Below are 23936 nucleotides of genomic sequence, written 5' to 3'. Positions count from 1 at the left end.
CCGTGGCACCCGCCGGTCGCCCGCCGGGACGCCCCGACGCACCCCGGAGCGCCCCGGACCACGCGCCCGTCGGTAGACTGGCCGGGACTTCCACCAGAACTAAGGTGATTCTTTGACTTTCTCAGACCTCAACATCGACCAGGACATCGTCGATGCACTGGCCGGCAAGGGCATCATCGAGCCCTTCCCGATCCAGGAACAGACCATCCCGCTCGGCCTGACCGGCCAGGACATCATCGGCCAGGCCAAGACGGGTACCGGCAAGACGCTCGGCTTCGGCCTGCCGCTGATCCAGCGACTCGGTGCCGACCCGGCGCACGGCGTGAAGGCGCTCGTCGTCGTCCCGACCCGTGAACTCGCGGTCCAGGTCACCGAGGACCTCGAGCTCGCGGCCTCGAACCGCCCGACCACGGTCGTCTCGATCTACGGCGGCAAGGCCTACGAGGGCCAGGTGGAGCAGCTCAAGGCCGGTGCCCAGATCGTCGTCGGCACGCCCGGGCGGCTCATCGACCTGCAGCGGCAGCGTCTGCTCGACCTCTCCCACGTGCAAGAGGTCGTGCTCGACGAAGCTGACCGCATGCTCGACCTCGGGTTCCTGTCGGACATCGAGCGCATCTTCCAGGCCGTCCCCGAGGTGCGGCACACGATGCTGTTCTCGGCGACGATGCCCGCGCCGATCGTCGCCCTCGCCCGCCGGTTCATGAGCCGTCCGGTGCACATCCGGGCGACCGACCCGGACGAGGGCCTCATGCAGGCCAACATCAAGCACCTCATCTACCGCGCGCACTCCCTGGACAAGGACGAGGTCATCGCCCGCATCCTCCAGGCCGAGGGTCGCGGCAAGACCGTGATTTTCACCCGCACCAAGCGTGCCGCGGCGAAGCTCGTCGAGGAGCTGAAGGACCGCGGGTTCAACGCCGCAGCGGTGCACGGCGACCTCAACCAGGAGCAGCGCGAGCGCGCGATGGCGGCGTTCAAGGCCGGTAAGCGTGACGTGCTCATCGCCACCGACGTCGCTGCCCGCGGCATCGACGTGGACGACGTCACGCACGTGATCAACCACACGATCCCGGACGACCCGGACACGTACCTGCACCGTGCCGGCCGCACGGGCCGCGCCGGCAAGACCGGCATCGCGGTCACGTTCGTCGACTGGGACGACCTGCACAAGTGGACGCTGATCGACAAGGCCCTCGAGTTCGGCATCCCCGAGCCCGTCGAGACCTACTCGTCGTCGCCCCACCTGTTCGAGGAACTCGACATCCCCAAGGGCACCAAGGGCCGCCTGCCCGGCTCGTCGTCGCACGCCGCCTCGGCGGGCGCTCCCGTCGAGAAGCGCAGCAGCGACCGCCCGGCGTCGGGTTCGCGTGACGCGTCGCGTTCGCGGTCGCGCAGCCGCACCCGGTCAGGAGGCTCGGAGCAGTCCGCCCCGCAGGCTCCGGCCACCGAGTCGGTCGCCCCCACCGCCGCGGCGGGCACCGAGGACGGCTCGGCCGTCGAAGGTGGTTCCACCACCGACGGCGCCGCGAAGCGTCGCCGTCGTCGCCGCCGTCGCGGAGCCGGCACCGGCGATGCCTCGGCGACCGCCTCGGCACCGCAGGGTACGTCGGACGGCGAGTAGCGCCTCCAGACCGAAGGGCCCGTCGCTGACGCGACGGGCCCTTCGTCGTCTCCACCCGCGGACTGGCATCGCGCGCAGCGACAGTTCACGTGGACGCCGACGCGTGGACTGTCGGCCAGGCCGAAGACGCAGTGGCCAGTCGTTCGGTCGGCCGTCAGGCCAGACGCGAACCGGGGCCGACGACCGGGGCGCTGCCGGTGGCCTCGGACACGATCGCGTCGAACGAGACGCGTGCGGTGCGGTGCTCCCCCAGCCGGTTCGGCTTGCCGGTGCCGTGGTAGTCGCTCGAACCGGTGACGAACAGGCCGTAGCGCGTCGCCCAGTCGAGCAGGGTGCGCTTGCCGTGTGCCAGGTTCTCGCGGTGGTCGACCTCGAGCCCGCCGAGCCCGGCGTCGACCAGGTCGCGGAGCATCGGCTCGTCGATGACGATCCCGCGCGAGGACGCCGCGGGGTGCGCGATGACGGGCACGCCGCCCGCCTGCCGGATGAGTTCGACGCCGCGCAGGGGCGATGGTGCCTCGTGGGGTTCGTAGTAGCCGGATGCCGGGTGCAGGATGCCGCGGAACGCCGCGGACCGGTCGGACTCGAGCCCGCGGGCGACCAGGGCGTCGGCGATGTGCGGACGGCCGATCGTGGCACCGGGGCTGGACTGGGCCAGGACGTCCGCCCAGGTGATCGGGTGGTCCTCGGCGATGCGGTCGACCATGCGGTGCGCGCGGGAGAGCCGGCCGTCACGGATCCGGGTCGTCTCCTCGACCAGTCCGGGGTGCTCGGGGTCCACCAGGTAGCCGAGCACGTGCACGCTGCGGTAGCCGATCCGGGTGCTCAGCTCGAGGCCCGGCAGCAGGGTCAGGGGCAGCTCGTGTGCCGCGGCCGCGGCATCCGCCCATCCCGCGGTCGTGTCGTGGTCGGTCAGCGCGACGGCGTCGAGTCCGGCGGCCGCGGCCGCTCGGACGAGCTCCGCGGGACGCTCGGTGCCGTCGGAGACACTGGAGTGCGCGTGCAGGTCGATGAACGGGTCTGGCACGTGGACAATGCTATCCACAGGTGAGCAGCCGCACAGGCCGGGTGTCCCCGGGCGGTGCGATGATGGACGCATGGCCGACACGACTCCCCGCGCGACGAGCAACCGATCCACGACCCCCGGGTCCTCGACCTTCAAGGACTTCATCGGGTCGCAGTGGGCCGACCGTGGTGAGGAGCAGCCCGAACCCCGCGAGCAGGCCGCGTTCGCCGCCGAGCGTCGCGCGCGCATCTCCGAGCTGCACCCGGGCCGCACGATCGTGGTGCCGGCCGGGCAGGCCAAGGTCCGCTCGAACGACTGCGACTACCCGTTCCGCCCGCACTCCACCTTCGCGCACCTGACCGGCTGGGGCACCGACACCGTCGTCGGCTCCGTGCTCGTGATGACGCCGAACGGCTCCGGGCACGACGCCACGCTGTACTTCCGCGCCACCGCCGGCCGCGACTCGGAAGAGTTCTACGCCAACCCCGAGATCGGGGAGTTCTGGGTCGGTCCGCGCCCCTCGCTCGACGCCGTCGCCGCCGACCTCGGGCTGGCCACGGCCGACCTCGGCGCGTTCACGGCCGTCGCCGATGCAATCGACGCGTCGGCGCTGCTCGTGCGCGAAGCCGATGACGACCTGACCCGTTCCCTCGACGCCCGCATCGGCGCGGCGATCGGTGGCACGGACGAGACCGAGGGGTCGCCGGCCACCGACGACCTGCTCTCCCGCGACCTGTCCGAGCTGCGACTGGTCAAGGACGCGTACGAGGTCCGCGAGCTCCGCAAGGCCGTCGACGCCACGAAGCACGGGTTCGACGACGTCATCGCCGACTTCGACGCCGTGCTCGCGCACCCGCGCGGTGAGCGCATCGTCGAGGGCACGTTCAACCGCCGAGCGCGCGCCGACGGGAACACCGTGGGCTACGACACCATCGCCGCCTCGGGCCACCACGCCTGCATCCTGCACTGGACCCGCAACGACGGCGCCGTGCAGCCGGGCGACCTCATCCTCATCGACGCCGGGGTCGAGGTCGACTCGTTCTACACCGCCGACATCACCCGCACGCTCCCGGTGAGCGGCACGTTCTCGCCCGTGCAGCGCATGGTCTACGAAGCAGTGCTCGAAGCCGCCGATGCCGCGTTCGCGATCGTCAAGCCAGGCATCACGTTCCGCCAGGTGCACGCCACCGCGATGGAGGTCATCGCGCGAAAGACCGCCGAGTGGGGCTTCCTGCCGGTCTCGGCCGCCGAGTCGCTCGAGCCGGACAACCAGTTCCACCGCCGTTACATGGTGCACGGCACGAGCCACCACCTCGGGCTCGACGTGCACGACTGCGCCAAGGCCCGCCGCGAGATGTACCTCGACGGCACCGTGCAGGCCGGCATGGTCTTCACGATCGAGCCCGGGCTGTACTTCCAGCAGGACGACCTGACCGTGCCGGAGGAGTTCCGTGGCATCGGTGTCCGCATCGAAGACGACATCCTGGTGACCGAGGACGGAGCCGAGAACCTGTCCGTCGGCATCCCCCGGACCCCCTCGGAAGTGGAGGGGTGGATCGCCCGCTCGGGCCGCTAGCCTGATCGGGTGACCATGCCCGAGGCCTCCCCGAACACCTTCTCGATCGAGGTCGAGCACTTCGACTCGCCCGACGCCCAGCGACTCCGCGCTGCTCAGCGCCTGGAGATCGACCGGGCGCACGGCGGCGACACCGAACCGGGTGAGAAGCCGACCGCCGAGTCGATCGCGGTGTTCTTCGTCGCGCGGGACGAATCCGGTACTCCCCTGGGGTGCGGCGGCCTGCGCATCGTCGACGACGGCATCGCCGAGATCAAGCGGATGTACGTCCGACCGGAATCCCGCGGGACCGGCGTCGCGGCCGCGTTGCTGCGACGGCTGGAAGAGGCCGCACTCGACCTCGGGTCTCCGGCGCTCGTCCTCGAGACGGGCACGGAGCAGCAGCGCGCCGTCGGCTTCTACCAGCGCGAGGGGTTCCGGCGGATCGCGAACTTCGGACCCTACGTCGGGGCGCCCCTGTCGGTCTGCTACTCGAAGGTCCTCTAGTCGTACCGAACCTGCCCGGCGAGTCCGTGCCGTGTGGCGCCGTGCGCTGCCGTGCGGTGAAGTGCCGTGCGATTCCGTGCCGTGCCGTGCCGTGCGATTCCGTGCCGTGCCGTGCGGTGTGACGCGGTGCTCGCGGTGCCGCGCCCGGGACCCGCACCGCGCCCGGCCATGACGTGCCGTCTGCCCGAGGCCGAGCGGTCACGAGCCGTCGTCTGGGCCGACGCCGAACGACGATCTCCGACCGGTCGACGCCGTGCGCGCGGGGTGTTGCGACCGCCCGGACCACCCCGACCGCCCGGATCTCCCGGACCGCGCCGCTGAGGTCGCACGACGTGCCGCCCGCGGTGGTCGGCGGCGACAGTCCGCGTGACCTCGGCAGACGTGAACGGCGTGTCGAACGACCTGGCGCCCGACCGGGTCCCCGACCACGGAGCACTCCCGTCGAAGCCCGATCGCGCCAGCCGAAGCGCCGCTAGCGGCGGTCGCTGACCCCGTCCCCGTCACCGTCGCGCTGTGGGTCCGGCGAGGACGAGGGCTCCGGCGGCGTGGCACCGGCGACCCGCTCACCGTAGCGCGGCGGCTCCTCGGGCCGGCGCTCCGGCACCGGCGAGGCCGCGGGGGCGGCAGCCGTCTCCGGGGTCTCCCCGTACCGGGGTCCGTCGTTCGTGCCGTAGCGCGGCGGGCCCGAAGGCGCACCGGTCTGCGCGCCGGGGGCCGACGTGCCGGGGTTCTGCGGGCCTCCCGGCTGCTGGTGCGGCGTGGCGTGTCCGCCGTACGGCGACTGCTGCTGCGGCGGGACCCCACCGGGGCCCGGACGCCACGGCTGCTGCTGCTGCTGCTGCTGCTGCTGCTGCTGCTGCTGCTGCTGAGGAGCGTCGTTCCAGTGCGTGGACGGGGTCGCCCCGTGCTCGCCGAGGATCCGCTGCGCCTGCCCGGTCAGCTGCGGGTTGACGACGATCTGGTAGTTCGTGGCGAGCACCTGGTGCACGCTCGTGAAGTCGCGCTGCCGCTTCGTGATCGCGAACGAGACGATGCCGTAGAGCATGCCGAACGCGGCACCGATGATCGCGGCGGCCAGGATCAGGCCGCCGGCGCTCGGCGAGAACAGCGTGAGCACGATGCCGAAGAAGATGCCGAGCCACAGCCCGGACAGCGCGCCGGCGATGGCGGCACGGCCGTAGGTCATCTTGCCGGTGACCCGTTCGACCGTCTTCAGGTCGTTGCCGACGATCGAGAGCTGGTTGACGGGGAAGTCGGCCTCGGCCAACTTCGCCACCACGCGCTGCGCGTCGGGGTAGCTGTCGTACGTTCCCAGGACGTCGCCCTTGGGCAGCGTCGGGAACGCCTGGGCGGTCCTGCCGGCGAAGGGGCTCTGATTGCTCACACAGCCATCATTCACCGCACACCTTGCAATCGCACGTGCACTCTCAGGGAAGCCGCCGACCGGTCGGCGCCGACGGCGCCGTTGACCGCGCGAGCGAAACGCCCACACCCGAGCGACTACGCTGGGTCGGGTGAGCGCCACGAAGGTCTTCGTCGCCCGCCTCGCCGGGTGCTCCGTCTTCGACCCCGCGGGCGACCGCGTCGGCAGGGTCCGGGACGTCCTGGTCGTCTACCGCCGGGCCGATCCCCCGCACGTCGTCGGGCTCATCGTCGAGGTGCCCGGCAAGCGCCGCATCTTCGTGAGCATCGGCCGCATCACCTCCATCGGTGCCGGGCAGGTCATCACGACCGGTCTGGTCAACATGCGCCGCTTCGAGCAGCGCGGCGGCGAGGTCCGCGTCATCGCCGAGATGCTCGGCCGCAAGGTGCTCATCAAGAACCAGCGGATCCGCGCCACGATCGAGGACGTCGCGATCGAGGACCGCGGGCAGGGCGACTGGGAGGTTGCGCAGCTCTTCCTCCGCAAGCCGAAGACCACGCCGTCGCCGTTCGGCAAGGGCCCCACGACGTTCGCGACGTGGAACGAGGTCACCGAGGACGAGCTCCCCGGCGAGGCCCAGTCCGCCGAGCACGTGATCGCCGCCTACTCCGACCTGCTGCCGGCCGACCTGGCGTCGACGCTGCTCGACCTGCCCGCCGAGCGCCGGTTCGAGGTCGCCGAGGAACTTCCCGACGACCGCCTCGCCGACGTGCTCGAGGAGATGCCCGACCAGGAGCGCATCGAGATCCTCACCCGGCTGGTGGACGCCCGTGCCGCCGACGTCCTCGACCAGATGCAGCCGGACGACGCGGCCGACGTCCTCGCCCAGTTCTCCGACGAGCGGAGCGAAGCCCTCCTGCAGCTCATGGAGCCGGAGGAGGCACAGGACGTCCGCATGCTCCTGGAGTACGAGCCGGACACCGCCGGTGGTCTGATGACCACCGAACCGGTGATCGTCTCGGCCGACGCCACCGTGGCCGAGGGCCTCGCGCTGGTCCGCCGCCACGAGCTCGCGCCGGTGCTCGGCGCCGCCGTCTGCGTCACCCTGCCGCCGTACGAGCCGCCGACCGGTCGGTTCCTCGGGCTCGTGCACTTCCAGCGGATGCTCCGCTACCCGCCGAACGAGCGGCTCGGCACGCTCATCGACCAGCAGACCGAACCGGTCCGGGTCGACGCAAGCGCCGCCGAGGTCACCCGCATCATGGCGACCTACAACCTGCTGTCCGTCCCCGTGGTCGACGACGCCCACCGTCTCGTCGGGGTGGTGACGATCGACGATGTCCTCGACCACGTCCTGCCGGACGACTGGCGAAGTCAGGGCGAGGGGGAACCCTCACCGCTTCCACGCCAACGCCCGCGCAGGACACCCGTGACGACGGGAAGGAGGACCACCCGTGGCCCGAACGGATGACAACCGTCGCGACCGTGACCGGCAAGAGGTCCGGCTCGACTCCCCGAAGGGCATGCGCACGCGTGTGCTCCCCAGCCGCCGCCGTGGTCGCGGGGACACCTTCGGTCGCGCGACCGAGGGCATCGCCCGCGGCATGGGCACGCCCTGGTTCCTCATCGGGCTCACGCTGTTCTGCGTGGTCTGGATGGGCTACAACACCCTGGCGCCGAAGCCGTGGCAGTTCGACTCGGCGGCCATCGGCTTCACGGCTCTGACGCTCGTGCTCTCGCTGCAGGCCTCGTACGCCGCCCCGCTGATCCTGCTCGCGCAGAACCGGCAAGACGACCGCGACCGCGTGCAGTTCGAGCAGGACCGCCAGCGCGCAGAACGCAACCTGGCCGACACCGAGTACCTGGCCCGCGAGGTCGTGGCCCTGCGCCTGGCGATGCGGGACATGGCGTCGAAGGACTTCATCCGCGCCGAGCTCCGCTCCCTGCTCGAGGAACTCGACCGCCGCGACGCCGACGAGGCCGGCTACGCGGACGAACACGACAGCTCCACCCGTGGCTGACGCCGCCCCCACCGACGAACAGCTCGGCACGGCGGTCCTCGCCGCGCTCGGCCGCGTCATCGACCCCGAGATCCGCCGCCCCGTCACGGAGCTCGACATGATCCGCGGTGTCGACGTGCAGCCAGGAGGCACGGTGCGCGTCGACCTGCAGCTCACGATCGTGGGGTGCCCCGCCGCCGACACCATCGAGCGCGACGTCCGCGTCGCCGCCGGGTCCGTCCCGGGGGTCGCGGCAGTCGATGTCGACGTGTCCGTGATGGCCCCGGCCACACGCGCCGCGCTGACCGAGCGGCTGCGAGCCGGTCGGCCGAAGGGCGTCCAGTTCACCGCGGACTCGCTCACCCGCGTCATCGCCGTCACGAGCGGCAAGGGCGGCGTCGGCAAGTCCACCGTCACCGTGAACCTCGCCGTCGCGCTCGCCCACCGGGGCTTGCGGGTCGGGGTCGTCGACGTCGACGTGCACGGCTTCAGCGTCCCCGGCCTGATGGGCCTGACCGACGAGCACGGGGTCGCACCCCGCCCGACGCGGGTGGACAGCATGATCCTGCCGCCGGTGGCGCACGACGTGAAGGTCGTCTCGATCGGCATGTTCGTCGACGACGTCTCGACCGCGGTGTCGTGGCGCGGACCGATGCTGCACCGCACCGTGAACCAGTTCCTGACCGATGTGTGGTTCGGTGACCTCGACGTCCTGCTGCTCGACCTGCCTCCGGGCACCGGCGACGTCGCGATCTCGGTGGGGCAGCTGCTGCCGCACGCCGAGGTCCTGGTCGTGACGACCCCGCAGGCCGCCGCCGCCGACGTCGCCGAGCGCAGCGGGATCGTCGCTCGGCAGACCGGGCAGCGGGTCATCGGCGTGATCGAGAACATGGCCGGGCTCGTGCAGCCCGACGGCTCGGTCCTGCACCTGTTCGGCGAGGGCGGTGGCGCCGAGACCGCCGCACGACTCTCCCGCGGGCAGGACACCCCCGTTCCGGTGCTCGGCAGCGTGCCGCTGTCCGTGCCGCTGCGCGAGGGCGGCGACGCAGGCGTCCCGGTGGTGCTCGGCGCCCCGGAGGACCCGTCCGCCGTTGCCCTGACGGCGATCGCCGACCGGATCACCACGATGGGACGCGGGCTCGCCGGCCGGAAGCTCGGGTTGTCGCTGTCCTAGGCTCGTGGTCATGAGCACCGATCACGTCGATGTCGACTGGGACCAGGCACGCGCCACCAACCGCGCGAACTGGGACGACCGGGTGCCGATCCACGAGGGCGCCTACGCGATCGATGCCCTGTCCGACCCCGGCCACCGCTCCGACGTCGTCCGCGAAGACCTGCCGGCCCTGACGCCCTGGTTACCGAACGGCTCGCTCGCGGGCCTCGACGTCTGCCACCTGCAGTGCCACATCGGCACCGACACGGTGTCGCTCGCCCGCGAGGGCGCCCGACTGACCGGCGTCGACTTCTCCCCCGCCGCCCTCGCCTCGGCCGCCGGACTCGCATCACGGCTCGGCCTCGACGTCACCTGGGTCGAGACCGACGTCCTCGATGCCCGGGCCGCCGTCACCGGTGACTTCGACGTCGTGTACACGAGCATCGGCACCATCTGCTGGCTCCCCGACCTCGACCGCTGGGCTGCGCAGGTCGCCGGCCTGCTGCGCCCCGGCGGCGTGTTCTTCATCCGCGACGGCCACCCGGCGATGTACGCCCTCGACGAGGAGGCCGACGAGCTCGTCACCCGGTACCGGTACTTCCCGGACGGCACGGCCCAGCAGTGGGACGACGCCGGTACCTACGCCGGCGACGGCACGGTGGCGAACACCCGCACCTTCGAGTGGCCGCATCCGCTGTCCGAGATCGTGAACGCCCTGCTCGGCGCCGGACTGCGGCTCCGACGGCTCGACGAGGGCCGGACCCTGCCGTGGCGGTTCAGCCCCCGCATGGTCGAGACCGGCACCGGCTCGTGGGCCTGGCCGGAGCACGACCGTGACCGCATCCCGACCACGTACACGATCATCGCGACGCGAGACTGATCTCGACCCCTGGTCCGTTCGACGCATCCTGTGCGTTCGTTCATGGACAGGTCGTTCTACCACGGCGCATTATGCAAGGGCATTACACAATGCCCTTGCGGAATGTCTCGTGAGGGCTCCACCCGCCGGACGACGACGTCCGACCGAGGACAGGAGAACCGTGTGAACCAGAACACCCGCGTGCGATCGGGCCTCGTGGCCGCCATCGCCGCCGTCATCGTCGCAGGGGGCTCGCTCGCTGCGGCACCCGCCCTCGCCGCGACGACCTGCGCGACCGCCTGGAGCGCCGGCACCGCCTACAACGGCGGAGCAACCGTGAGCGAGAACGGCTCGAACTACACCGCGAACTGGTGGACACAGGGCGACGAGCCCGCGACCCACTCCGGGGCGACCGGCAGCGGTCAGCCGTGGACGTCGGCCGGCGCCTGCACCGGCGGCAGCACCGGCGGCGGGACCACGACCCCGGGCGGTGGCGGGACCACCACGCCCGGCAACGGCAGCACCGGCACCGCGAGCGGCCTGGTGTTCAGCCCGTACAAGGACATCACCGTGAACCTCGACTGGAACACGAACGTCATGAACACCGCGGTCACCGGCACCCGGATCCCGGTCGTCGGGTCGAGCAACAGCCTGGTGTCGACGCGGGAACCGGGCCTCAAGGCCATCACGCTCGCCTTCGCGACCGGCACCTGCGGCAGCGAGAACTGGGGCGGAGTCGCTGCCGACGCGTTCGCCAGCGCCAACATCGCGAAGCTCGACGCGGCCGGGGTGAACTACATCGTCAGCACCGGTGGCGCCGCAGGCTCGTTCAAGTGCTCCGGCGCCGCGCTGCAGTCCTTCATCGCCCGCTACGCCTCCCCGCACATGATCGGCGTCGACTTCGACATCGAGAGCGGGCAGTCCGCGGCGGACGTGCAGAACCTGGTGAGCGCTGCGGCCCTGGCGCAGTCGAAGTACCCGGGCCTGCGCTTCTCCTTCACGCTCGCAACCCTGGCCGCGTCCGACGGTTCGTTCGGCGGGCTGAACAGCACCGGCGACGCCACCGTCAAGGCGATCAAGGCGTCGACCCTGTCGAACTACACGATCAACCTCATGACGATGGACTTCGGACGCGCTGCCACGGCCAACTGCGTCATCGTCGGGTCGACGTGTCAGATGGGGCAGTCCACGATCCAGGCGGTGACGAACCTGCAGCACACCTACGGGATCGCCTCGTCGAAGATCGAGGTCACCCCGATGATCGGCGTCAACGACACCACCGACGAGGTCTTCACCCTCGCGGACGCCGACACCGTCGCCGCGTACGCCAAGTCACATGGGCTCGCCGGGGTGCACACCTGGTCGCTCGACCGGGACACCCCCTGCCCGACGGCGCAGAGCACCGCATCGCCGACCTGCAACTCCGTGGCCGGGTCTGCGCCGCTCGCCTGGACGGACCGCTTCCTGGCGGCCCTGAAGTAAGGCAGAGCCCGGCGTACCTGGTCGGATCGGGCGTACCTCGTCGTTCCTTCCGACCAGGTACGCCCGATTCCACTCGCCATCGGGATCGCCACGCGACCCCACGACGGACTGGAGGCCCGGTGCCAGCTGGCACCGGGCCTCCAGTCCGTCGCGTGGGGACGTGACGGGCGTCAGGTCGCTTCGGCGTCGAAGGGTGCCGGTTCACCGGCGGCCAGGGGCACGACGGGAGCCGTTGCGCGCACCTTCGAGGCCGTCACCTGCGCGGTCTGGACGGCTGCGGCACTTGTGCCGGAGTCGAGCAGGGCGTCTCGGATGATGCGGCGCGGGTCGTACTGGCGCGGGTCGAGCTTCTGCCACTCGATGTCATCGAACTCGGGGCCCATCTCGTCGCGCATCCGCTCCTTCGCGGTGTCGGCGAACCGACGGACGGCCTTGACGAACTCGGCCAGCTTCTGGGCGTACATCGGCAGGCGCTGCGGCCCGAGCAAGAGGACGCCGATGACCCCGATGATCAGGATCTTGTCGAGCGGGATGTCCACGCGAGCGAGCCTAACGCGTGCTGCTGCGTTGCACCTCTAGAGTTGTCTCCCGAACGGAGTGTGCGTGTCAGAGAAAGAGTCGAACTGGAAGTTCGCCGAGGACATCGTCTCGGAGACCGAGGCGATCGCCCGTGCTCGTGAGCACTCCCTGGAACTCGGGGTCGAAGCGATCTCGCCCGCGATCGGTGCGCAGATCGGGGTCATCGCCGCAGCCTCGCGAGCCACGAGCATCATCGAGATCGGCACCGGTCTCGGGGTCTCCGGCCTGTACCTGCTCGCCGGCGCCCCGAACGCGACCCTGACGACGATCGACGTCGAGGTCGACCACCAGCAGTTCGCCCGCGACGCGTACATCAGCGCCGGCACCGCTCCCGCACGGATCCGGCTCATCCCCGGTCGGGCGAACCAGGTGCTCCCCCGCATGAACGAGGCCTCGTACGACGTCGTGCTCGTCGACGCCGACCCCGAGCACGTGATCGAGTACGTCGAGCACGGGCTGCGGCTCGCCCGTCTGGGTGGCACCGTCCTGGTGCCGCACGCCCTCTGGCGCGGACGCGTCGCCGACCCGGTGAAGCGCGACCGCGCCACCACGGACTTCCGGCTGCTCCTGACCGAGGTGTCGACCTCGGGTGCGGTGCGCAGCGCGCTGTCGCCCGCCGGTGACGGACTGCTGCAGTTGACGAAGGTCACCAACTAGCGCTCGATTCGCCGGCGTACGCGCAGGTCAGTCCAGGTGCCGCAGGTACCGCTCGGGCGACTCGAGGAACGCACGCTCGTTCCGCACCAGGTCGAGGTCGCGCCATTCTGTGCGCCGCAGGCCCCACTCGCCGACCTCGTGGATCTCGGCCCCGGGGAACGCGGCGAGCACGGGTGAGTGGGTCGAGAGCACGACCTGGCCGACACCCGTCTCGACGATGGACTGCAGGAGCCCGATCAGCGCCAGGCACCCCGAGAACGACAGGGCGGACTCCGGCTCGTCGAGGATCCAGAGCCCGGGCCACTGCGACCGGTGGATCACGAAGTCGAGGAACGACTCACCGTGGCTCCGCTCATGGAACAGCGGCTCGGCTCCCCCGGGGTGCTGTTCGAGGTAGGTGAAGACCCCGTGCATGGTCTCCGCGCGCAGGAAGAAACCGGACCGCACCGCGCCGGGCTCCCGGTGCAGGGCGATGTGCTCCCAGAGCTGCGATTCGCTCGGGCGGGTGCTGTGCCCGGACTTCGTCGAGCCACCCTCCGGCCCCATGCCGAAGGCGAGCGCCATGGCCTCGACCAGGGTGGACTTGCCGGCACCGTTCTCACCGACCAGCACCGTCACCGGAGCGAGGTCGAGCCCGTCGTCGAGCAACTGCCGCACGGGCGCGAGCGTGGCCGGCCAGACGTCGCGCCGCATCGGGTCGGGCGCGTACTCCTCGACACGGCGGATCGGCAGTCTCGTCCTCGGCACGGCCCCATCCTGCCGGAGCCCACCGACAGGGCCGCGGATGCCCCGTCGCGGGGTCGGCAGCGGACAGACGGAAGGCCCGGAGCGTACACGCTCCGGGCCTTCCGTTCTGGTGCTTCGACGTACTAGGCCGAGACGACCTCAGCGAGTGCGTCGTGGAGTTCCTTGGCCTCGGCATCGTTGACCGAGACGACCAGGCGGCCTCCACCTTCGAGCGGAACCCGCACGATGATGAGTCGACCCTCCTTAACAGCCTCCATCGGCCCGTCACCGGTCCTCGGCTTCATGGCTGCCATCAGATGTCCCCTTTCGTGCAGTAAATGCAGCTCCATTATCCCGTACGGAGGGGGCAACTGCGAAACCGCCCAGGTTGGGGGTGTCGGATGTGCCGTCCGGATGCTCCGCAGAACGCGGATCCACGGGCCTCCGGCGCCCCGCATCGATCACGGCGGGGTCCAGTCGTAGCCGTCGATCCACCACGTGGAGTACAGCCAGACCCACTGCAGCCCGACGAACGCGACGACGACGACCACGCGGTACACCCGCGACCGTGGCAGCGCGACGATACCGAGCAACGGCGCGATCGGCACGAGGATGCGCCACGTGCTCGACTGCGGGAAGAACACCGCGAGCAGGTACACGAGGTACGCCACGCCCCAGAGTCGGAGCTCGATGCCGATCGAGCGTGCGGCGGGCATGCACACGAACGCGGCGAACCCGGCGAGCACGACGACGAGCAGCACCGTTCCGGCCGGCTGCCCGAACCACCACCCGAACCCCTGCACCCACGGCGCGAACGGCACGAGTTCCTTCCACCCGATGTACGACGACCGCCAGGCGAGCTCGGTGTCGGTGTAGGCCTTCGGCACCCCGGTGACCGCCCACGCGATCGCCGGCCAGGCCAGACCGACCAGGCCCGACACCGTGGCGACCACCGCGGGCGGTACGAGCCGGCGGAGGCTCAGCGGTTCCGACGAGCGCACCCACGCCGGGCGGATCGCCCACGCGGCCACGAAGAGCACCACCAGGAACGCGAAGGCGAGCCCCGTCGGCCGCGTCATGCCGAGCAGCAGCACGACGGGCAGCATCGCCCACCACCGCCGGTCCACCATGAGCAGCAGCGCGACGAGCAGCAGGAACAGCCCCATCGCCTCCGCGTAGGCCACCTGGAACATCGCCGACACCGGTGCGACGCAGAACAGCACCGTGGCGAACGTCGCCCGTGCGGGGTCGAGGAACCGGCCCATGAGCCGGCGGAACACCAGCGCGGCCCCGAGTCCGGCGAGCAACGACACCGAGACCGCCACGAACTCGAACGACGCTCCGGTGAGCGTCATGAGCGCCCGCACCGTGAACGGGTACGCGGGCATGAACGCCCACGCGTTCTCGGTCACGTGCCCGGCGGCATCGACCGGCAGCGTCGACGGGTACCCGCCGGTGGCGATCACGCGGTACCAGGCGCCGTCCCAGATCGCCGCGAACGACAGGTAGCCCGGGCTCTGCACGGTGAACGAGTTCGCCGCTTGCACACCCGCGAACGCGAGCATCATGGCACCGGTGACGAGCCGCGCCAGCACGTAGACGACCGTGACGCGCACCCACCACGGGACGACCCGGTACCGGGCCCGCCAGCGGCTCCGAGCAGGGGTCCTCCGGGTGGCCCCCGCCGTCGTCAGGCCGTCAGCCACCGACGCAGCCCGGCCTCGACCGCGGTGATCTGCGCGACCGGCACCTGCTCGTCGTCGTGGTGGGCGAAGACCGGCTCGCCGGGGCCGTAGTTGACCGCGGGGACCCCGAGCGCCGAGAAGCGTGCGACGTCGGTCCAGCCGTACTTCGGACGGGGCTCCGGTCCACCGACGGCGGCGACGAAGTCCTGCGCGAGCGGGGCGTCGAGACCGGGGCGGGCACCGGCGGCGAGGTCGACGATCGTGACCTCGTACCCGTCGAACAGCTCGCGGATGTGGGCGACGGCCTCGTCGGCCGAGCGCGAGGGGGCGAACCGGTAGTTCACGTGCACCATCGCCTCGTCCGGGATAATGTTGCCCGCGATGCCGCCGCTGATGCCGACCGCGTTCAGGCCCTCGCGGTACTCGAGCCCGTCGACCGTGACGGTGCGCGGCTCGTACGCGGCCAGGGTGGCCAGGATCGGGGCGGTCTTGTGGATGGCGTTGTCGCCGATCCAGCTCCGGGCGCTGTGCGAGCGCTTGCCGAACGTGCGGATCTCGGCGCGGAGGTTGCCGTTGCACCCGCCCTCGATCTGCGCCCCGGACGGCTCGCCCAGGATGGCGAAGTCGGCGGCGAGGAGTTCGGGTCGCGTCCGGGCCAGGCGGCCGAGGCCGTTCAGGGCGTCGCTCACCTCTTCGTGGTCGTACCAGACCCACGTGACGTCGACCGAGGGGTCGACCAGGTCGTACGCGAGCTTGAGCTGCACCGCGCAGCCCGCCTTCATGTCGACGGTGCCGCGGCCCCAGAGGATCTCGGTGCCGTCCTCGGCGGTCCGGAACTCGGTCGGCAGGTTGTCGTTGAGCGGGACGGTGTCGATGTGACCGGCGATGACGACCCGGCGGTCGCGGCCCAGGTTCGTCCGCGCCACGATCGCGTCGCCGTCACGGATCACCTCGAGGTGCGGAAGCGGTGCGAGCACGGCCTCGATCGCGTCGGCGAGGGCCTGCTCGTTACCGGACACCGACTCGATGTCGCAGATGGCACGGGTGATGTCGATGGACGAGGCGGTGAGGTCGAGGTGCTCCGGCATGCGGGCAGCCTACCGGCCACCCCTCGCACCGCCCCGGCAGTCCGGACGGTCGGCAACCCAACCGCCCCGGCAGTCCGGACGGACGGCAACCCAACCGCCCCGGCAGTCCGGACGGACGGTGCCTGCCGACCGGCGCTCGGTACCCTGGAGCCGTGACCGACACGACTGCCACCGACCGCCCGACCCACGCCTGGGGCCACGGCCTCGCGACGATCGCCGCCGACGGCACGACGCTCGACGCCTGGTACCCCGAGACGCACCTCGGCGCGCTTCCCTCCGACGCCGTGTTCCCCGCCGAGCTGCAGGCGCACGTCGGTGACGACCCCCGCCGCGAGGTCCGGATCGAGGCCGTCACCACCGAGATCACGATCGACGCCGGCCCGACGAGCACCCCGGACGCGTACCTCCGCCTGCACCTGCTGAGCCACCTGCACGTCCGCCCGAACGAGGTCTCCCTCGACGGCGTCTTCGGCCACCTGCCGATCGTCGCGTGGACGAACGCCGGCCCGGTGCACCCCGAGTCCCTGACGCGCCTGCGCCCGTCGCTGCAGCGCGCCGGCATCGCCGTGCACGCGATCGACAAGTTCCCGCGCCTGGTCGACTACGTCGTGCCGGACCGCGTGCGGATCGGCGACGCGAACCGCGTCCGCCTCGGCGCACACCTGGCGCCGGGCACGACCGTCATGCACGAGGGCTTCGTGAACTTCAACGCCGGCACCCTCGGCGACGCCATGATCGAGGGCCGCGTCTCGCAGGGCGTCGTCGTCGGCAACGGCACCGACATCGGCGGCGGCGCCTCGATCATGGGCACCCTGTCCGGCGGTGGCACGCACCGTGTCTCGCTCGGCGAACGCGCGCTGCTCGGCGCGAACGCGGGCCTCGGCATCTCGCTCGGCGACGACTCCGTCATCGAGGCCGGTCTCTACGTCACGGCAGGCACGAAGGTGGTGCTGGTCGGCGCGGCCCCGAACGCCGACGGCACCCCGAAGACCGTCAAGGCCGCCGAGCTCTCCGGAACCCCGAACATCCTGTTCCGCCGCAACAGCGTCAGTGGCGCCGTCGAGGCGCTGCAGCGCAAGGGCGAGGGCATCCAGCTGAACACCGCGCTGCACGCGTAGCGTCCCGCGGCCGACGCACCGGGCCTCCAGACCGTTGCGTTCAGTGCCACGCCCCGCGAGCGGTCACGACACGCCGCCCGCGGGCGCCGAGAGCGCATGAACCGTCGGTTCGACACCCGCCGGACGACAGTTCGCGACCACCCGGCGGAGGCGAGCGGCGCGTCCCGCCGCCTCACGCAGACCGACGCACGCATGGGAGGCCCGGCGCCGGTCCACGAGACCGCCACCGGGCCTCCAGGCCGTTGCGTCCAGTGCCCCACCCCGCCCCGCGAGCGGTCACGACACGCCGCCCGCGGGCGGCGTGGGCGCACGAACCGTCGGTTCGACACCCGCCGGACGACAGTTCGCGACCACTCGGCGGAGGCGAGTGGCGCGTCCCGCCTCCCTGCAAGCGGGCGGAATACCAACCGGCGCACACGCACGAGCGCCCCGCGCCACGGAACCGTGGGGCGGGGCGCTCGGAGTCGGTCAGCGCGTGGGGACGTCGCGCTCGGGCGCGCCCACGTAGAGCTGCTGGGGGCGACCGATCTTGTTCAGCGGGTCGTTGTTCAGCTCGCGCCACTGGGCGATCCAGCCCGGCAGACGACCGATGGCGAACAGGACGGTGAACATCCGCGGCGGGAAGCCCATCGCCTTGTAGATGATGCCGGTGTAGAAGTCGACGTTCGGGTAGAGCTTGCGGCTGACGAAGTACTCGTCCTCGAGCGCGATCTGCTCGAGCTCCATCGCGATGTCGAGCAGGTCGTCCTGCACGCCGAGGGACTCGAGGACCTCGTGCGCGGACTCCTTGACGAGCTTGGCGCGCGGGTCGTAGTTCTTGTAGACGCGGTGTCCGAAGCCCATGAGCTTGACGCCCTGCTCCTTGTTCTTCACCCGCTCGACGAAGCGCGTGACGGGCTCGCCCGAGTCCTTAATCTGCTGGAGCATCTCGAGCACGGCCTCGTTCGCACCGCCGTGCAGCGGGCCGTACAGGGCGTTGATGCCGGCCGAGATCGAGGCGAACATGTTCGCCTTCGTCGAGCCGACCATGCGCACCGTCGAGGTCGAGGCGTTCTGCTCGTGGTCCTCGTGCAGGATGAGGAGCCGCTCGAGCGCCTTCGAGAGCACCGGGTTGGGCTTGTAGGTCTCGGCCATGGTGCCGAAGTTCAGCCGCAGGAAGTTGTCGACGAAGGACAGCGAGTTGTCCGGGTACAGGAACGCCTGCCCGATGGCCTTCTTGTGGGCGTAGGCCGCGATGACCGGGAGCTTGGCGAGGAGCCGGACGGTCTGCAGCTCGACCTTCTCGGGGTCGTCGACGTCCATGTCGTCCTCGTAGTACGTGGACAGGGCGCTCACGGCGCTCGAGAGCACGGACATCGGGTGCGCCGAGTGTGGCAGGGCGTCGAACAGGCGGCGGAGGTCTTCGTGCAGCAGGGTGTGCCGACGGATGCGGGCGTCGAACTGCTCGAGCTCGGTGGGGGTCGGCAGCTCGCCGTAGATCAGGAGCCACGCGACCTCGAGGAAGGTGCAGTTGCCGGCGATCTGGTCGATCGGGTACCCGCGGTAGCGCAGGATGCCCTGGTCGCCGTCGATGTAGGTGATCGCGCTCTTCGTCGCACCGGTGTTCACGAACCCGTAGTCGAGCGTGTTCATCCCGGTCTGCTTCTTGAAGGTCGAGATGTCGATCGCGGACGCGCCGTCGACGCTCTGCAGGATCGGGAACTCCGCCGTGCCACCCGGGAACGTCAGCGTCGCGGTCGCGCCCTGCTGTTCGGCGGCGGGACTCACGGGGACGGGCGTGGTGGGCGGTGTGGCCGTCTTCTGAGCGTCATTGGCAGTGTCAGTCACGAGGACAGCCTAATCGCGGCACCTGTCGGTCGTGCACACATCCCAGGTGACGATTTGGTGGTTCCCACGGATTGCGGGTCCCACCCGGAGTACTCGTGTCCGTGCTACGCGGTGCCGAGGCGACGGCTGCTCGCCAGTCGCTGCGACGCTGCGGCGATGCGTTCGTCGGTCGCGGTCAGGGCCACGCGGACGTGTTCGCCCCCTGCTGCGCCGTAGAACGTGCCCGGTGCGACGAGTATCCCGCGGTCGGCGAGCCAGGCCACGGTGTCGAGTGCGGGTTCGCCACGGGTGGCCCAGAGGTAGAGCCCGGCCTCGCTGTGGTCGATCCGGAACCCGGCGTCCTCGAGTGCTCCCCGGAGCATGTTCCGGCGCGCCCGGTAGCGGGCCTTCTGCTGCTGCACGTGGCTCTCGTCCTGCAGCGCGACGACCATGGCCTGCTGCACGGGCAGCGGCGGCATGAGCCCGGCGTGCTTCCGGACGGCCAGGACGTCGGCCAGGATCGCGGCGTCACCGGCGACGAAGGCCGCACGGTAGCCGGCGAGGTTCGACTGCTTCGACAGCGAGTACACGCTCAGCACGCCGTCGAGCGAGTCACCGACCACCCGGGGGTCCAGGATCGTGGGCGTCGGGGTGGTGGCGTACTCCGGGTCCCACCCGAGCTCGGCGTAGCACTCGTCGCCGACGATGACGGCCCCGAGCTCGCGGGCGCGCACCACGGCGGCACGGAGTTCGTCGAGCGTCAGCACGCGGCCGTCCGGGTTGCCCGGGGAGTTCAGCCACACGAGCTTCGTGGTGGACGGCCACGCCGCGGGGTCGTCCGAGGCGAGGGCATCGGCCCGGACCAGTGCGGCGCCGAGCTCGTACGTCGGGTACGCGGCGGCCGGGAACACCACGGTGTCACCGGGGCCGATGCCGAGCCAGAGCGCCAGGCCCGCGATGAACTCCTTCGAGCCGATCGTCGGCAGCGCGTTCGCCTCGGTCAGGGCGACGCCGTGTCGGCGGCCGTACCAGTCGGCGATGGCCTGCCGCAGCGCCGGGGTGCCGGCGACCTGCGGGTAGGCGTGCGCGTCGGTCGCGGTGGCCAGGGCGGTGCGGACGACCTCGGGCGTGGGGTCGACGGGCGATCCGACGCTGAGGTCGACGATGCCGCCCTCGTACGCCGCGGCGCGCTGCTTGAACGGGACGAGCTGGTCCCAGGGGAAGTCGGGGAGGTCGAGCGCCACGAGGGGTCCGGTCAGCCGCGGACGGGCTCGGCCGCGACGACGGGGTGGTCCTTGTGGATCACGCCGACCTTCGCGGCGCCACCGGGCGACCCGACCTCGTCGAAGAACTCGACGTTGGCCTTGTAGTAGTCGGCCCACTGGTCGGGCAGGTCGTCTTCGTAGTAGATGGCCTCGACGGGGCAGACCGGCTCACACGCACCGCAGTCGACGCACTCGTCGGGGTGGATGTAGAGCGAGCGGTCACCCTCGTAGATGCAGTCGACCGGGCATTCGTCGATGCAGGCTCGGTCCTTGACGTCGACACAGGGCTGGGCGATCACGTAGGTCACGGTTCGGGTGCTCCCTTCGACGAGCGGGTTCGAGTCTACTCGCGGCCCGGGGCCGTCCGGGACCGCAGCCCCGACAGGTCCGGCCACGCGAGGACCAGGGCGGCGATGACCGCGGGGGCGAAGGTCCACACGTACCCGGCCGCGTTGGCGAGGACGAGCGGCGAGCTCTCCCCGCCGACCGACACGAGCACCTGCGTCGCGACGAGGATCCCGATGCCGATCGCGGCCGTCATCGCCCGCGAGCGGTAGACGAGCCGCACGCCCACGGTCAGACCGAGCACGATGAGGGTGGTGACGACGAGTCCGACCGGGAACGCGCCGATCGTCTGCTGGTGCGTGACCGTCCCGAGGCCGCCGGCGAGCATCCCGAGCAGCAGCGAGACGACGACCGCCGCGGCCTTGCCCTGACCGGACATCTCGGCGTAGCTCTGCGGCGCCGCCGGCTGCGGGGCCGCGTCGTGCCGGAACGCCTCGACCGCCGGGGCGTGCTGCCGGACGCCGTGCGGCATCACCCACGACAGGTCCGCGGGGTCGGCGGGGTCCACGGGGTCGACGGCGACCTGGGAGCGGTACTGCTCGACCGCCGCACGCACCTTGGCCCGGACCGGCAGGACGTCGACCGTGACGTCGGCCTGACCGCCGGCGGGGTCGACGATCATCGAGAACGGGACTTCCTCGGCTCGGGCCGCGTACCGCGCCGCGTGGTGCACGCGCACGTGGTCGGGGTGCCCGTAGCCGCCGTCGTCGGCGTAGCTGATCACGGCGTCGGCACCGGTGGAGCGGATCGCGGCGCGGACGTCGTCCACGACTTCGCCCAGGTCGGCCGCGGTCAGCGAGTCGGCCGGGGCGTCGTCCGCGGCGGTGGCCCGCCCGTCCGGTCCCCACTGCATGCCGGAGTCGACGTAGCGACGCTCCGGCAGGTCGGTCGGCCGGGCACCACGCCCGCCGAGCCACAGGTGCTGCGGACCGCCGAGGGCGGCGAGGGCCGCGGCGATCTCGGTCTCCCGGTGCCGTGCCACCCGCGCGGGGTCGCCCGCCAGCGGGGCCAACTGCTCCGTGAGCATCTCGCCGCGCTCACCCCGGGTCGCGGTGAGCACGGTCACCTCGGCGCCGCGCTCGAGCAGGGTCGCGATGGTCCCGCCCGACGAGAGCGTCTCGTCGTCGGGGTGGGCGTGCACGATCAGGACGCGCTCGGGGCGCGTGGCGGGGGCCTTCGACATCGTCCCCCAGGGTACGGGACTAGCGGGGCGTGACGATGTAGGTCGCCGTGACGCCGCCGCTGTCCTTGCTCTCCGAGAAGGTCAGGACGACGCGGTGGGCGTCGCTCCGGAACATGCCGAACGCGCTCGACGAGTCCACACGCTTCGCCGACTCGGTGTACCCGGCCTCGGTGAGCTGTTGCACGGCGGCTTGGAAGTCGTCGACCGAGGCCGCCCGGACCTGCGCCACCCACCCCGAGCCGTTCGGTCCGGCTCCCCCGCCGAGCACGGTGCCGTCGACGAGCGGGACGTCGGCCGACGGGAACCCGTCCGGCACCTTGCCGTCGGAGGTCACGTCCGCGCCCTTGAGCGCCGTGTCGAGCGCGCCGTCGATGCCACCGGCGACCGAGGACATGCCGTCCTGGATCGCCTTGCCGTCGATGCCCGCGACCCCGTCGGCCACGTTCGACGCGACGGAGGACCCGAGGTCGGTGGCCTGCTGCACGGCCTGGGTCGAGCAGCCGGTGAGTCCGGCCAGGGCGATGCCGGCAGCGACCGCGGCGATCAGCGGGGTACGGAGGGAGCGCATGGCGCGACCGTAACGGACGAGCCGGGAGGCCCGGCGCGAGTTGGCTGTGAACGCGCCGTCCCCGCCGCGGTCACGTGCGCGGCGGGGCCGCCCCGGGCCTCCTTCCCGACGAACGGGTCAGGCGACGTACGCGCGCGTCGCCGCGACCAGGGCATCGACGCCGACCGGGATCGCGGTCTCGGCCTGCGGCGCGTAGAACGGCGAGTGGTTGCTCGGGATCTCCTCGCCGCGGCGGAAGCGCTCCGGGTCGGTGATGCCCGTGAACCAGTACACGAGCGGCGCTCCGGCGGCGGTGGCGAGCTGGCCGACGTCCTCCGACGCCATGGCGAGCCCGATCTCCAGGTCGCGGGCTCCCGGCACCTCGGCGCGGATGGCCTCGAGCACGGTGGCAGCGGCCTCGGCGTCGTTCACGGTGACCTCGGCGCCCGGTGCACGCACGATCGTCGGCTCGGACAGGCCGCCGGCCGTGCTCTCGGCACGGACGATGCGCTCGATCGAGGCGATGATGCGCTGGCGGGTCTCCTCGTTGCGGGCCCGGGTCGAGATCTCGATGACGGCCTCGTCGGGGATGATGTTCGCCCGCGTGCCGGCGTGGAAGCTGCCGACGGTGACGACTCCCGCGTCGCTCGGCGAGACCTCGCGGGCGACGACGGTCTGCAGCCGCACGACGGCCGAGGCCGCGGTGACGACCGGGTCGAGCGAGGCCTGCGGGGCCGAACCGTGCGCCCCACGACCGTTGAAGGTCACCGTCAGCCGGTCGCTCGACGCCATCACGGGGCCGGTGCCGACGGCGACGATGCCGACCGGTGCGGGTGCGGAGTGCTGCCCGAGCACGACGTCCGGCTTCGGGAACCGCTCGACCAGGCCGTCCTCGACCATCGCGCGGGCGCCGGAGATGACCTCTTCCGCGGGCTGGAAGACGGCGACGACCGTGCCGCGCCAGTCCCCCGTGGTCGCGACCAGGCGCTCCAGCGTGCCGAGCAGCCACGTGACGTGGATGTCGTGGCCGCAGGCGTGCATGGTCGGGACCTCGCGGCCCTCGTCGTCGGTGCCGACGTGCTCGCTGGCGTAGGCCAGGCCGGTCCGCTCCTGCACGGGCAGGCCGTCCATGTCGGCGCGGAGCCAGACCACGGGGCCCTCGCCGTTCGACACGACACCGACGACGCCGGTGCCGCCGACGCCCGTCGTCACCTCGATCCCACCGATCTCGGCGAGCTTCGCAGTGATGACACCGGCGGTGCGGTGCTCCTGGAAGCCGAGCTCCGGGTGGGCGTGCAGGTCCTGGTAGATCGAGAGCAGGTCGAGAGTCACGGTGCCCACGGTACAACCGCGAACGGCCCGGCCACCTGCTGCAGGTGACCGGGCCGTCG

At 71.5% G+C, this 23936-nt stretch carries 23 protein-coding genes; 10 read left to right on the top strand and 13 right to left on the bottom strand.

Annotation, left to right across the window (positions count from 1 at the left end):
- Window positions 1-112 precede the first annotated feature (112 nt).
- Complete coding sequence (locus DEI85_RS04330; protein WP_071246524.1) at window positions 113-1621, top strand: DEAD/DEAH box helicase; 1509 nt, start codon at window positions 113-115, stop codon at window positions 1619-1621.
- Window positions 1622-1775: 154 nt separating this feature from the next.
- Here the strand turns inward: DEI85_RS04330 and DEI85_RS04325 are convergent, their stop codons facing one another.
- Window positions 1776-2648 (bottom strand): PHP domain-containing protein, encoded by an 873-nt coding sequence (locus DEI85_RS04325; RefSeq protein WP_111123361.1) that lies wholly within the window; start codon window positions 2646-2648, stop codon window positions 1776-1778.
- A gap of 70 nt (window positions 2649-2718) precedes the next feature.
- On the opposite strand from DEI85_RS04325, the gene DEI85_RS04320 reads away from it, so the two are divergent.
- Both DEI85_RS04320 and DEI85_RS04315 read left to right on the top strand, forming a co-directional pair.
- Window positions 2719-4203, top strand: coding sequence for an aminopeptidase P family protein (locus DEI85_RS04320; RefSeq protein ID WP_111123362.1), 1485 nt, complete (start codon window positions 2719-2721; stop codon window positions 4201-4203).
- A gap of 15 nt (window positions 4204-4218) precedes the next feature.
- Window positions 4219-4689, top strand: coding sequence for a GNAT family N-acetyltransferase (locus DEI85_RS04315; RefSeq protein WP_181420080.1), 471 nt, complete (start codon window positions 4219-4221; stop codon window positions 4687-4689).
- Window positions 4690-5161: 472 nt separating this feature from the next.
- Here DEI85_RS04315 and DEI85_RS04310 read toward each other — a convergent pair whose 3' ends face one another.
- Window positions 5162-6073: a YflT domain-containing protein gene (locus DEI85_RS04310; RefSeq protein WP_111123363.1), complete on the bottom strand. Its 912-nt coding sequence runs from the start codon at window positions 6071-6073 to the stop codon at window positions 5162-5164.
- Between the two features lie 130 nt (window positions 6074-6203).
- Here DEI85_RS04310 and DEI85_RS04305 point away from each other — a divergent pair, with 130 nt between their 5' ends.
- The 5 genes from DEI85_RS04305 (at window position 6204) to DEI85_RS04285 (ending at window position 11546) form a co-directional block, all read left to right on the top strand.
- The gene (locus DEI85_RS04305; protein WP_027464574.1) at window positions 6204-7523 is read left to right on the top strand and encodes a magnesium transporter MgtE N-terminal domain-containing protein; all 1320 of its coding nucleotides are present in this window, start codon (window positions 6204-6206) and stop codon (window positions 7521-7523) included.
- Window positions 7524-7575: 52 nt separating this feature from the next.
- The gene (locus DEI85_RS04300; RefSeq protein ID WP_042539423.1) at window positions 7576-8073 is read left to right on the top strand and encodes a DUF1003 domain-containing protein; all 498 of its coding nucleotides are present in this window, start codon (window positions 7576-7578) and stop codon (window positions 8071-8073) included.
- Window positions 8066-9226: a P-loop NTPase gene (locus tag DEI85_RS04295; RefSeq protein ID WP_111123364.1), complete on the top strand. Its 1161-nt coding sequence runs from the start codon at window positions 8066-8068 to the stop codon at window positions 9224-9226. Before DEI85_RS04300 ends, DEI85_RS04295 begins: the two co-directional genes overlap by 8 nt.
- A gap of 10 nt (window positions 9227-9236) precedes the next feature.
- A complete protein-coding gene (locus tag DEI85_RS04290; protein WP_111123419.1) occupies window positions 9237-10085 on the top strand; it encodes a class I SAM-dependent methyltransferase in 849 nt (282 codons plus the stop codon).
- A gap of 162 nt (window positions 10086-10247) precedes the next feature.
- Window positions 10248-11546 carry a carbohydrate-binding protein gene (locus tag DEI85_RS04285; RefSeq protein ID WP_220038930.1) on the top strand — a complete coding sequence of 433 codons (1299 nt, stop codon included), beginning with the start codon at window positions 10248-10250 and terminating at the stop codon, window positions 11544-11546.
- 170 nt (window positions 11547-11716) lie between these two features.
- Here DEI85_RS04285 and DEI85_RS04280 read toward each other — a convergent pair whose 3' ends face one another.
- A complete protein-coding gene (locus tag DEI85_RS04280) occupies window positions 11717-12085 on the bottom strand; it encodes a twin-arginine translocase TatA/TatE family subunit (RefSeq protein WP_027464570.1) in 369 nt (122 codons plus the stop codon).
- A gap of 64 nt (window positions 12086-12149) precedes the next feature.
- Between DEI85_RS04280 and DEI85_RS04275 the strand changes: the two genes are divergently transcribed.
- The gene (locus tag DEI85_RS04275; protein WP_017887052.1) at window positions 12150-12782 is read left to right on the top strand and encodes an O-methyltransferase; all 633 of its coding nucleotides are present in this window, start codon (window positions 12150-12152) and stop codon (window positions 12780-12782) included.
- Between the two features lie 27 nt (window positions 12783-12809).
- Here the strand turns inward: DEI85_RS04275 and DEI85_RS04270 are convergent, their stop codons facing one another.
- From DEI85_RS04270 to dapE, 4 genes are all read right to left on the bottom strand, one after another.
- Window positions 12810-13529, bottom strand: a complete 720-nt coding sequence (locus tag DEI85_RS04270) for an AAA family ATPase (RefSeq protein ID WP_258369883.1) — start codon at window positions 13527-13529, stop codon at window positions 12810-12812.
- Window positions 13530-13651: 122 nt separating this feature from the next.
- Window positions 13652-13822, bottom strand: a complete 171-nt coding sequence (locus tag DEI85_RS04265) for a DUF3117 domain-containing protein (protein WP_017887054.1) — start codon at window positions 13820-13822, stop codon at window positions 13652-13654.
- A gap of 147 nt (window positions 13823-13969) precedes the next feature.
- The gene (locus DEI85_RS04260) at window positions 13970-15214 is read right to left on the bottom strand and encodes a hypothetical protein (protein ID WP_111123365.1); all 1245 of its coding nucleotides are present in this window, start codon (window positions 15212-15214) and stop codon (window positions 13970-13972) included.
- The gene (gene dapE, locus DEI85_RS04255) at window positions 15199-16281 is read right to left on the bottom strand and encodes a succinyl-diaminopimelate desuccinylase (RefSeq protein WP_027464567.1); all 1083 of its coding nucleotides are present in this window, start codon (window positions 16279-16281) and stop codon (window positions 15199-15201) included. Before dapE ends, DEI85_RS04260 begins: the two co-directional genes overlap by 16 nt.
- Before the next feature lie 152 nt (window positions 16282-16433).
- Between dapE and dapD the strand changes: the two genes are divergently transcribed.
- The gene (gene dapD / locus DEI85_RS04250) at window positions 16434-17399 is read left to right on the top strand and encodes a 2,3,4,5-tetrahydropyridine-2,6-dicarboxylate N-succinyltransferase (RefSeq protein ID WP_111123366.1); all 966 of its coding nucleotides are present in this window, start codon (window positions 16434-16436) and stop codon (window positions 17397-17399) included.
- 468 nt (window positions 17400-17867) lie between these two features.
- On the opposite strand, the gene DEI85_RS04245 is transcribed toward dapD, so the two are convergent.
- The 6 genes from DEI85_RS04245 to DEI85_RS04220 form a co-directional block, all read right to left on the bottom strand.
- Window positions 17868-19166 carry a citrate synthase gene (locus DEI85_RS04245; protein WP_110860547.1) on the bottom strand — a complete coding sequence of 433 codons (1299 nt, stop codon included), beginning with the start codon at window positions 19164-19166 and terminating at the stop codon, window positions 17868-17870.
- Between the two features lie 164 nt (window positions 19167-19330).
- Window positions 19331-20449 carry a succinyldiaminopimelate transaminase gene (dapC, locus tag DEI85_RS04240; protein ID WP_181420066.1) on the bottom strand — a complete coding sequence of 373 codons (1119 nt, stop codon included), beginning with the start codon at window positions 20447-20449 and terminating at the stop codon, window positions 19331-19333.
- A gap of 11 nt (window positions 20450-20460) precedes the next feature.
- Complete coding sequence (fdxA, locus tag DEI85_RS04235; RefSeq protein ID WP_017887060.1) at window positions 20461-20778, bottom strand: ferredoxin; 318 nt, start codon at window positions 20776-20778, stop codon at window positions 20461-20463.
- Between the two features lie 35 nt (window positions 20779-20813).
- Entirely contained in the window at window positions 20814-21998 is a 1185-nt protein-coding gene (locus tag DEI85_RS04230) for a PIG-L family deacetylase (RefSeq protein WP_111123367.1), read from the bottom strand.
- Between the two features lie 19 nt (window positions 21999-22017).
- Window positions 22018-22566: a hypothetical protein gene (locus DEI85_RS04225; RefSeq protein WP_111123368.1), complete on the bottom strand. Its 549-nt coding sequence runs from the start codon at window positions 22564-22566 to the stop codon at window positions 22018-22020.
- Between the two features lie 117 nt (window positions 22567-22683).
- Window positions 22684-23877 carry an amidohydrolase gene (locus DEI85_RS04220; protein ID WP_220038931.1) on the bottom strand — a complete coding sequence of 398 codons (1194 nt, stop codon included), beginning with the start codon at window positions 23875-23877 and terminating at the stop codon, window positions 22684-22686.
- Between the last annotated feature and the right edge of the window lie 59 nt (window positions 23878-23936).

Source organism: Curtobacterium sp. MCBD17_026 (assembly GCF_003234895.2).
In the GTDB taxonomy this organism is placed as follows: domain Bacteria; phylum Actinomycetota; class Actinomycetes; order Actinomycetales; family Microbacteriaceae; genus Curtobacterium; species Curtobacterium flaccumfaciens.
The sequence above is the reverse complement of the archived record's forward strand: the minus strand, read 5'-3'. Positions and strand labels throughout refer to the sequence as shown.

Bases quoted from the DNA above. Each gene is read 5' to 3' on its own strand.
- DEI85_RS04320 (WP_111123362.1), top strand. From the start codon at position 2,719: ATGGCCGACACGACTCCCCGCGCGACGAGCAACCGATCCACGACCCCC.
- DEI85_RS04315 (WP_181420080.1), top strand. From the start codon at position 4,219: ATGCCCGAGGCCTCCCCGAACACCTTCTCGATCGAGGTCGAGCACTTC.
- DEI85_RS04300 (WP_042539423.1), top strand. From the start codon at position 7,576: ATGCGCACGCGTGTGCTCCCCAGCCGCCGCCGTGGTCGCGGGGACACC.
- DEI85_RS04290 (WP_111123419.1), top strand. From the start codon at position 9,237: ATGAGCACCGATCACGTCGATGTCGACTGGGACCAGGCACGCGCCACC.
- DEI85_RS04265 (WP_017887054.1), bottom strand. From the start codon at position 13,822: ATGGCAGCCATGAAGCCGAGGACCGGTGACGGGCCGATGGAGGCTGTT.
- dapE (WP_027464567.1), bottom strand. From the start codon at position 16,281: ATGCCGGAGCACCTCGACCTCACCGCCTCGTCCATCGACATCACCCGT.
- DEI85_RS04230 (WP_111123367.1), bottom strand. From the start codon at position 21,998: ATGTCGAAGGCCCCCGCCACGCGCCCCGAGCGCGTCCTGATCGTGCAC.
- DEI85_RS04225 (WP_111123368.1), bottom strand. From the start codon at position 22,566: ATGCGCTCCCTCCGTACCCCGCTGATCGCCGCGGTCGCTGCCGGCATC.